The organism is Tenacibaculum sp. L6 (genome assembly GCF_028823685.1).
Lineage (GTDB): Bacteria > Bacteroidota > Bacteroidia > Flavobacteriales > Flavobacteriaceae > Polaribacter.
In genome coordinates, this window is sequence record NZ_JAPEHZ010000087.1 from 1 (window position 1) to 8,148 (window position 8,148).

Annotated in this window: 7 protein-coding genes; 4 read left to right on the plus strand and 3 right to left on the minus strand. The window is 33.3% G+C overall.

Going from position 1 to position 8,148, the window contains the following annotated elements:
• Positions 1-27: 27 nt before the first annotated feature.
• Both pepT and OU788_RS11390 read right to left on the minus strand, forming a co-directional pair.
• Positions 28-1,266: a peptidase T gene (gene pepT, locus OU788_RS11385; RefSeq protein WP_274635281.1), complete on the minus strand. Its 1,239-nt coding sequence runs from the start codon at positions 1,264-1,266 to the stop codon at positions 28-30.
• 72 nt (positions 1,267-1,338) lie between these two features.
• A complete protein-coding gene (locus OU788_RS11390) occupies positions 1,339-2,409 on the minus strand; it encodes a DUF3810 domain-containing protein (protein ID WP_274635282.1) in 1,071 nt (356 codons plus the stop codon).
• 128 nt (positions 2,410-2,537) lie between these two features.
• Between OU788_RS11390 and dnaB the strand changes: the two genes are divergently transcribed.
• The 4 genes from dnaB (at position 2,538) to bshA (ending at position 7,602) form a co-directional block, all read left to right on the plus strand.
• Complete coding sequence (gene dnaB / locus OU788_RS11395) at positions 2,538-4,052, plus strand: replicative DNA helicase (protein WP_274635283.1); 1,515 nt, start codon at positions 2,538-2,540, stop codon at positions 4,050-4,052.
• Between the two features lie 147 nt (positions 4,053-4,199).
• Positions 4,200-5,384, plus strand: a complete 1,185-nt coding sequence (locus OU788_RS11400) for an asparagine synthetase B (protein ID WP_446751490.1) — start codon at positions 4,200-4,202, stop codon at positions 5,382-5,384.
• A 61-nt stretch (positions 5,385-5,445) separates the two neighbouring features.
• Positions 5,446-6,291: a transketolase gene (locus tag OU788_RS11405; protein WP_274635285.1), complete on the plus strand. Its 846-nt coding sequence runs from the start codon at positions 5,446-5,448 to the stop codon at positions 6,289-6,291.
• Positions 6,292-6,447: 156 nt separating this feature from the next.
• Positions 6,448-7,602, plus strand: a complete 1,155-nt coding sequence (gene bshA, locus OU788_RS11410; RefSeq protein ID WP_274635286.1) for an N-acetyl-alpha-D-glucosaminyl L-malate synthase BshA — start codon at positions 6,448-6,450, stop codon at positions 7,600-7,602.
• Positions 7,603-7,631: 29 nt separating this feature from the next.
• On the opposite strand, the gene OU788_RS11415 is transcribed toward bshA, so the two are convergent.
• Positions 7,632-8,084: a ferritin-like domain-containing protein gene (locus OU788_RS11415; RefSeq protein ID WP_274635287.1), complete on the minus strand. Its 453-nt coding sequence runs from the start codon at positions 8,082-8,084 to the stop codon at positions 7,632-7,634.
• Between the last annotated feature and the right edge of the window lie 64 nt (positions 8,085-8,148).

Genomic DNA, 8,148 nt, shown 5'->3' on the forward strand with positions numbered 1-8,148 from the left:
GATTTTATATAAATAAGAAGCGATTGATTATTTAAACTTTACAGCTACTTTTTGAGCTATACCAACAATAACCTCACTAGCTTTTACAATACTCTCTGCGGGAACATATTCATAACGTCCGTGGAAATTATGTCCACCAGCAAAAATGTTCGGACAAGGCAATCCTTTGTATGATAGTTGAGAACCATCAGTACCACCACGAATAGGTTTGATTAACGGAGTAATTCCCATATCTTTCATTACCTCTTCAGCAATATCAACAATATGCATTACCGGGGTTACTTTTTCTTTCATGTTGAAATATTGATCTTTAATCTCAACAGAAACTAATTTTTGTCCACGTTTAGCATTCAACACTTCAGCTAAATCTAACATAGCTTGTTTACGGTTATTGAATTGATCCATGTCGTGATCTCTAATAATATAGTGTAAAGTTGTTTTTTCAACTTCACCTTGCATGTGGTGTAAATGGAAGAAACCTTCGTAACCCGTAGTTTTTTCTGGTACTTCATCTTCAGGTAAAGCATTGATGAACTCACTAGCAATTAACATAGAATTGATCATTTTTCCTTTCGCGTATCCTGGATGTACAATTTTACCATTAATAGTAACTGTTGCTCCAGCAGCATTAAAGTTTTCGTACTCTAATTCTCCAATCTGACTTCCGTCCATTGTGTAAGCCCATTCTGCACCAAATTTTTCAACATCAAACATATGAGCTCCTTTACCAACTTCTTCATCAGGAGTAAAGCAAATACGGATTTTACCGTGCTTAATTTCTGGGTGTTGGATTAAGTATTCCATAGCTGAAACAATTTCTGTAACTCCAGCTTTATCATCAGCACCTAATAAAGTAGTACCGTCAGTAGTGATGATTGTTTGACCTTTGTATTGTAATAAATCCTCGAAATAATCAGGAGATAAAACGATGTTCTCTTCCTTGTTTAATAAGATATCTTTACCATCGTAATTCTCATGAATTTGAGGCTTAACATTAGCTCCTGTAAAATCAGGACTTGTATCAATATGAGCAACAAAACCAATAGTTGGCACTTCGTAATCTAAATTACTTGGTAACGTTGCCATTAAATAACAATTTTCATCTAATTCAACATCTTCCATTCCTATTTCCTTCAATTCTTTTTCAAGAACTTTAGCTAAGTCCCATTGTTTTTCAGTACTAGGAAAAGCAGGATTGTTAGGATCACTTTCAGTATCAATAGTTACATACTTAATAAATCGGTCGATTATATGTTGTTTGTTCATCGTAGTATTTTTAAAGCCTCAAAAATAGCTATTTCAAATGTATTTAGTGAAGTGAAATAAGATGAATTTATGTTAATATTCATTTTTAAAATAAGCAATCAATAAATCGACAACATAGCTATACGATTGTATTCCTTTTGATTGATTGTTGGCTTTTAAATAAGAATTGTACCCTTTTTTTAGGTAAGGTTCAATAGGGTTTTTAAATTGTTGCCAATGTACGTAACTAGCTTTATAATCTTTATAAACACCTTCATTTAACGTTTTAGCCAGTTCTTTCCCTAATTCTTTATCCCTTTTATACACTTGACGAATACAATAGTTGTAAGCCATACGGTAGCCGGAATATTTAAAATAAAGGTCATCATTTGCTACAGAAGCTAAAAACCCCACAAAATTAGCATCGTTTTCTGCTGCCCAACCAATTTGATGTGCTATTTCATGACAGGTAGTAGCTGGATAACCTGTTTTAGGAATCATATCATTTACTTGAGCCTCACCGGTTAATGGATTAATATATCCTGAAGTACCATTGTACGATTGAAATAAACTTACCAAAGAACTTTTTATTGATGAAGTTTGATAGTTTAACTGTGGGTAAATGGCTGATAACGATTTAAAACCATTAGGAGCCAATTTATATATTTCTTTTTGAGAATAAGGAACTATCACTTTTACAGAATCGTTAGAGGTAATTTGTAGGTGAACAGCGTTTAATTCTTTAATAATATGTTCTGTTGTAGAAACTAATTCTTCGGTAGTGTAGTTGGATTGCTGTAAGCCTAAATTCTTAGCTAAGGGCTCTCTAAAATAATTTAACCCCCAAAAAGCATAAAAACAACAATAAATAATTGATAGAATCGCTGTGGATTTTATTAAATTAGGAAGCGTGTTTTTAAAACGTTTTTTTATGACTTCGTATATTTTTTTTAGGAATAAAAAAAGGAATATAAAACCTAACACATCACCAACAGAAAAAGGAATCCAACCAAAAAAAACACGAAAAAACCTAGAAAAATAAGGGTAGACACCAGTGCTATAATAGTGTTCAATCCATTGCGGATTTTGGCGTAAAATTTGCACTAAAATTATCTGAATTGGAAGTGCTAACGCAATGTAAATATATTTTTTTTGATGGCTCATACGTCCAAAAATAAGAAAGTTGATACGTTATCAACAAGTTAATAACAGTTTTGTTTACAAAATTTGTGCAAAAAGAAATTTAAGTAATGCTCCTACAAATATCATCTTAATAATATACATTTGCTGACATGGAAAGAACCCAATCTCTAAAAGGAACAAAAATTGATAAAGCTAGAATTATTAGCCTAGAAAAAGGAAAATTACCACCGCAAGCCTTAGAATTAGAAGAAGCTGTTTTAGGAGCTATGATGATTGATAAAAAGGGTATTGATGAAGTAATTGATATTTTGCATCCTGAGGCTTTCTATGACAAAAGACACCAAGAAATTTATGCAGCAATCTATGCATTATTTCAAAATTCAGAACCAATCGATTTACTTTCGGTTTCTAATCAGTTAAAAAAGAACGGGAAGTTAGATATAGCAGGAGGAGATTTTTATTTAATTGGATTAACGCAAAAAGTAGCCTCTTCAGCGCACATTGAGTTTCATTCGAGAATTATTCTTGAAAAATACATTCAAAGAAGATTAATAACCATTTCTTCAGAAATTATCGAAAACGCCTATGACGAAACCATGGATGTTTTTGATTTGTTAGATGATGCCGAAGGAAAACTATTCGAGGTTACACAAGGAAACTTAAAAAAGGGAGCAGAGAGAGCCGATTCGTTAGTACAACAATCCATTAATAAAATCCAGGAGATTTCTACCAAAGAAGGAATGAGTGGTTTGGCAACTGGTTTTACCAAATTAGACGCACTTACTTCTGGTTGGCAGCCTACCGATTTAATTATTATTGCTGCACGTCCTGGTATGGGTAAAACGGCATTCGTAATTTCGATGGCGAAAAATATGGCAATAGATTTCGGACATCCTGTAGCATTATTTTCGTTAGAGATGTCGTCGGTACAGTTAATTACGCGTATGATTTCTTCGGAAACTGGGTTAACTTCTGAAAAATTGCGTAAAGGAAATTTAGAGCCACATGAATGGGAGCAATTAAATGTAAAAGTTAAAAATCTTTCAGAAGCGCCTATTTTTATTGATGATACACCTGCCTTGTCCATTTTCGATTTACGTGCTAAAGCGCGTCGTTTAGTATCACAACATGGAGTTAAAATATTAATTATTGACTACCTACAGTTAATGACAGCTGGTGGAGCAGGAGGTAACCGTGAACAGGAAATTTCGACGATTTCGCGTAACTTAAAAGCTTTAGGTAAAGAATTAAATGTGCCAGTAATTGCACTTTCTCAGCTATCTCGTGCGGTAGAAACTCGTGGAGGTAGTAAACGTCCGTTACTATCCGATCTTCGTGAATCGGGAGCGATTGAGCAAGATGCAGATATTGTATCGTTTATTTACCGTCCTGAATACTACGGAATGACAGAGTGGGATGACGACGACCATTCACCATGTGAAGGTCAAGGAGAGTTTATTGTCGCAAAACACCGTAACGGTGGATTGGACAATATCCGTTTGAAGTTTACAGGACACTTAGCAAAATTCTCAGATTTAGAAGAAGGATTTAGTAGTGAATTCCAATCGAGTATGAACTCTGGATTTAACGATGAAGTAGCGTCAAGTAACTTCGCTTCACCAGAAGATGCTTTTGGTCCGAGTGACGATGATGTTCCGTTTTAATCTTTAAATAAAACTTAAAATATAACTGAATACACAATTGCTAAAAAGTAATTGTGTATTTTAGTTTTTGATATGAAGCAATTTACATACATACTTATCTTTTTTCTATTCTCAAACACGATTTGGGCTTCCTTTATTTATGTGCCAATGAGTAATGAAAATCAGAAGAATCATTTAAAGGCGTATGGAATTGTGTATTATGCACTTCAAAATGGATTAAAAGCAAAATGGTTGTTGAATTATGATGGTGGCGCTTTTTTAATTGAAAACAACGAATCTGTTGAGAAAGAATTTAAAATCCGAGGTGTTTCCTACCAAATCATTTCAGATGCTAAATCAGCATTAATTTTAGAAGAAATTTCTTCACCTTCAAAAAATCAAGAAGCAGTTACTTTAGAAAAAGCTCCGAAAATAGCGGTGTATTCTCCTAAAGATAAAATGCCTTGGGACGATGCGGTAACCATGGTGTTAACTTATGCTGAAATTCCTTTTGATGTAGTATACGATGAAGAAGTATTGAATGATAAGTTGTTATTGTATGAGTGGTTACACTTACATCACGAAGACTTTACAGGGCAATATGGACGATTTTATGGTGCTTTTAGAACCGCACCTTGGTATATTAAACAAAAGAAAGATGCAGAAGCCTTAGCTACCAAGTTAGGTTATACTAAAGTGTCAGAAGAAAAAGGTGCCGTAGCTAAAAAAATACGTGATTACGTAGTTGGTGGTGGATTCATGTTTGCCATGTGCTCAGCAACCGATAGTTTTGATATTGCCTTAGCAGCTGATGGAGTAGATATTTGTGAAGCAATGTTTGATGGTGATGCCTCAGAGCCTAGTTATCAATCTAAAATAGATTTTAATAAAACTTTTGCTTTTAAAAATTTTGAGCTGATTCGTAATCCAACTACGTATGAATTTTCTACCATTGATATGACTCGAAAAAGGAGAATTAATAAAGAAGTAGATTATTTTACGTTGAAAGAGTTTTCAGCCAAATGGGATCAAGTTCCAACTATGCTTACTCAAAACCATACCATGCTGGTAAAAGGTTTTATGGGGCAAACGACTTCATTTGATCCAAATACTATAAAATCGACTATTGTTGTTTTGGGAGAAAACAAAACCAACAAAGAAGGCAGGTATATTCATGGAACGAAAGGGAAAGGAATGTTTACTTTTTATGGAGGTCACGATCCTGAAGATTACCAACATAGGGTAGGAGATCCGAAAACAGAATTAGATTTACATCCAACTTCTCCAGGATATCGTTTAATTTTAAACAATGTACTGTTTCCTGCAGCTAAGAAGAAAAAGCAAAAAACCTAATAAAAGTAATTGCTCATTTTTGCATAATCAGTTACATTTGTGGGCATAAAACAAAACAATAATGCCAACAACACAACAATTACAAGATTTTACACAACAAGTTCGTAGAGATATTGTACGAATGGTACATGCTGTAAATTCAGGACACCCAGGAGGTTCTTTAGGATGTGCAGAATTTTTCACTTGTTTGTATCAAGAAATTATGGATTATTCTACCGATTTTACCATGGACGGTACAAATGAAGATTTATTTTTCTTGTCAAACGGACATATTTCACCTGTATATTATAGTGTACTAGCTCATAGCGGATTTTTCCCTGTAGCTGAGTTGGCAACTTTTAGAAAGTTAGACTCTCGTTTACAAGGTCACCCAACTACGCATGAAGCCTTACCGGGTATTCGTATTGCTTCAGGATCGTTAGGGCAAGGAATGAGTGTTGCTATCGGTGCTGCTGAAGCAAAAAAGTTAAACGGAGATGATAAAATTGTATATTCATTACATGGTGATGGAGAGTTACAAGAAGGTCAAATTTGGGAAGCTGCTATGTATGCTTCTGCTAAAAAGGTTGATAATTTAATTTCTACAGTTGATTTAAACGAAAAACAAATCGATGGTTCTACTGATGAAGTTTTACCTATGGGAAGTTTAAAAGCTAAGTTTGAAGCTTTTGGATGGGATGTTGTAGAAATCAAAAAAGGAAATAATGTTGAAGCTATTTTAAACGGAATGGCTGATGCAAAATCTTGCACAGGAAAAGGAAAACCAGTTTGTGTTTTATTATATACTGAAATGGGTAATGGTGTAGATTTTATGATGCACACTCACGCGTGGCATGGTAAAGCACCAAATGATGAACAATTAGCATCTGCTTTAGCTCAAAACCCTGAAACATTAGGAGATTACTAAATTACAGATAATTTATAGATTAAAGTAGAAAAACGCCATTACAAACTATGTAATGGCGTTTTTATTTTATGAAATTCTTTACATATAAACGTAAGTAATACCGTAAATTTACGTCATTAACTATATTCTAAACTTAAAAATAATCAAACAGTAAACATGAAAATAGGAATTGTATGTTATCCAACCTTTGGTGGAAGTGGAGTTGTAGCAACTGAATTAGGAATGGCTCTTGCTGATAAAGGTCACGAAGTACATTTTATAACTTACAATCAACCTGTTCGATTAGATTTCTTTTCACACCGTTTACACTTTCATGAAGTTGTTTTAGAAGAATATCCACTATTTCAATACCAACCTTACGAATTGGCTTTATCAAGTAAAATGGTAGAAGTAGTAGCAAAATATGAGCTTGAAGTTTTACATGTACATTATGCTATTCCACATGCCTATGCAGCTTATATGGCAAAAAAAATGTTAGAAGATAAAGGTATTGATGTAAAGGTGGTAACAACGTTACATGGTACTGATATTACTTTGGTAGGAAGTCATCCAACCTATAAAACAGCGGTAGAATTTAGCATCAATAAATCTGATGAAGTTACGGCAGTTTCTAACAGTTTAAAAGAAGATACCCTTCGTTTATTTAATATTGAAAAAGATATTAAAGTTGTCTATAATTTTATTGATGGTGAAAAGTATGATAAAGCGCATGAAGGAGAGTGTAAAAGAGAAGCTCTGGCGAAACCACATGAACGAATTTTAACACATATTAGTAATTTTCGTCCTGTAAAACGTACCGATGATGTAATTCGAATTTTTAATAAAGTTCAAAAAGAAATACCTTCAAAATTATTAATGGTTGGTGATGGACCAGAACGTTTAAAAGCTGAAAACTTAGCGAAAAAACTAAAAATAGAAGATAAAGTACTATTTATGGGAAATAGTACCGAAGTAGCTAAAATTTTATGTTATACCGATGTGTTTTTATTGCCTTCGGAAACAGAAAGCTTCGGATTGGCAGCTTTAGAAGCTATGGCGGCAAGCACGCCAGTAATTTCTACCAATACAGGCGGGTTACCAGAAGTAAATATTCAAGGAGAAACAGGTTTTTTAAGTGATTTGGGTAATATTGATGAAATGGCAAATAATGCTATTAGCATTTTAAAAGATGAAGCTGTTTTAAATCAATTTAAAGAAAATGCGAAAGAACATATTAAATCCTTTTCATTAGAAAATATTTTACCTGTGTATGAAGACATTTATAAAAGTTGCTCTAAAAAAGCGGTAGACATAAGAAAAGCAGGTGTTTAACCTGCTTTTTAAAAACTATCTACTATTAATTATTCTACTTCTTCTAACTTTTTAACGAATATGGCATCATTTAAAATCATATCTCGTTGAGATTTGATTAAGTTTAAAGTAGATTCTGGTAAATGTAACTCCGAGTTAATAACTTCGTTATACTCTTCTAGAGCTGCTTTTTCTCCTCTTAAAGCTTCTTCTAGCATAGCTTCTTCGTCTTCATTAGAAAAGAAAGCTTTGGTGTCCATCCACATTCTGTGGGCTTTACCAGTAATACTTCCGCCTTTATCAGGTTTTTGGTTAAAAGATGTTATTTCTGCTTTAAGTTCTTTTCCAAAATCTTTACGTTCATTAGCTCTTCGATTAAAAAAGTTTGTTAAAGATTCACTTTTAACATTATTTGCAGCTGTTTCATAACCTTTAACTGCATCATAATTCTTTTCTAAAAGGTTATTTAATTTTTCGGCAACTTCTTGTGTGTAACTATACATAATTTAAGATATTTTAATGTTAAGAGTATGTTCTTTTTTGATGCTTACTCATTTTGCATCAATG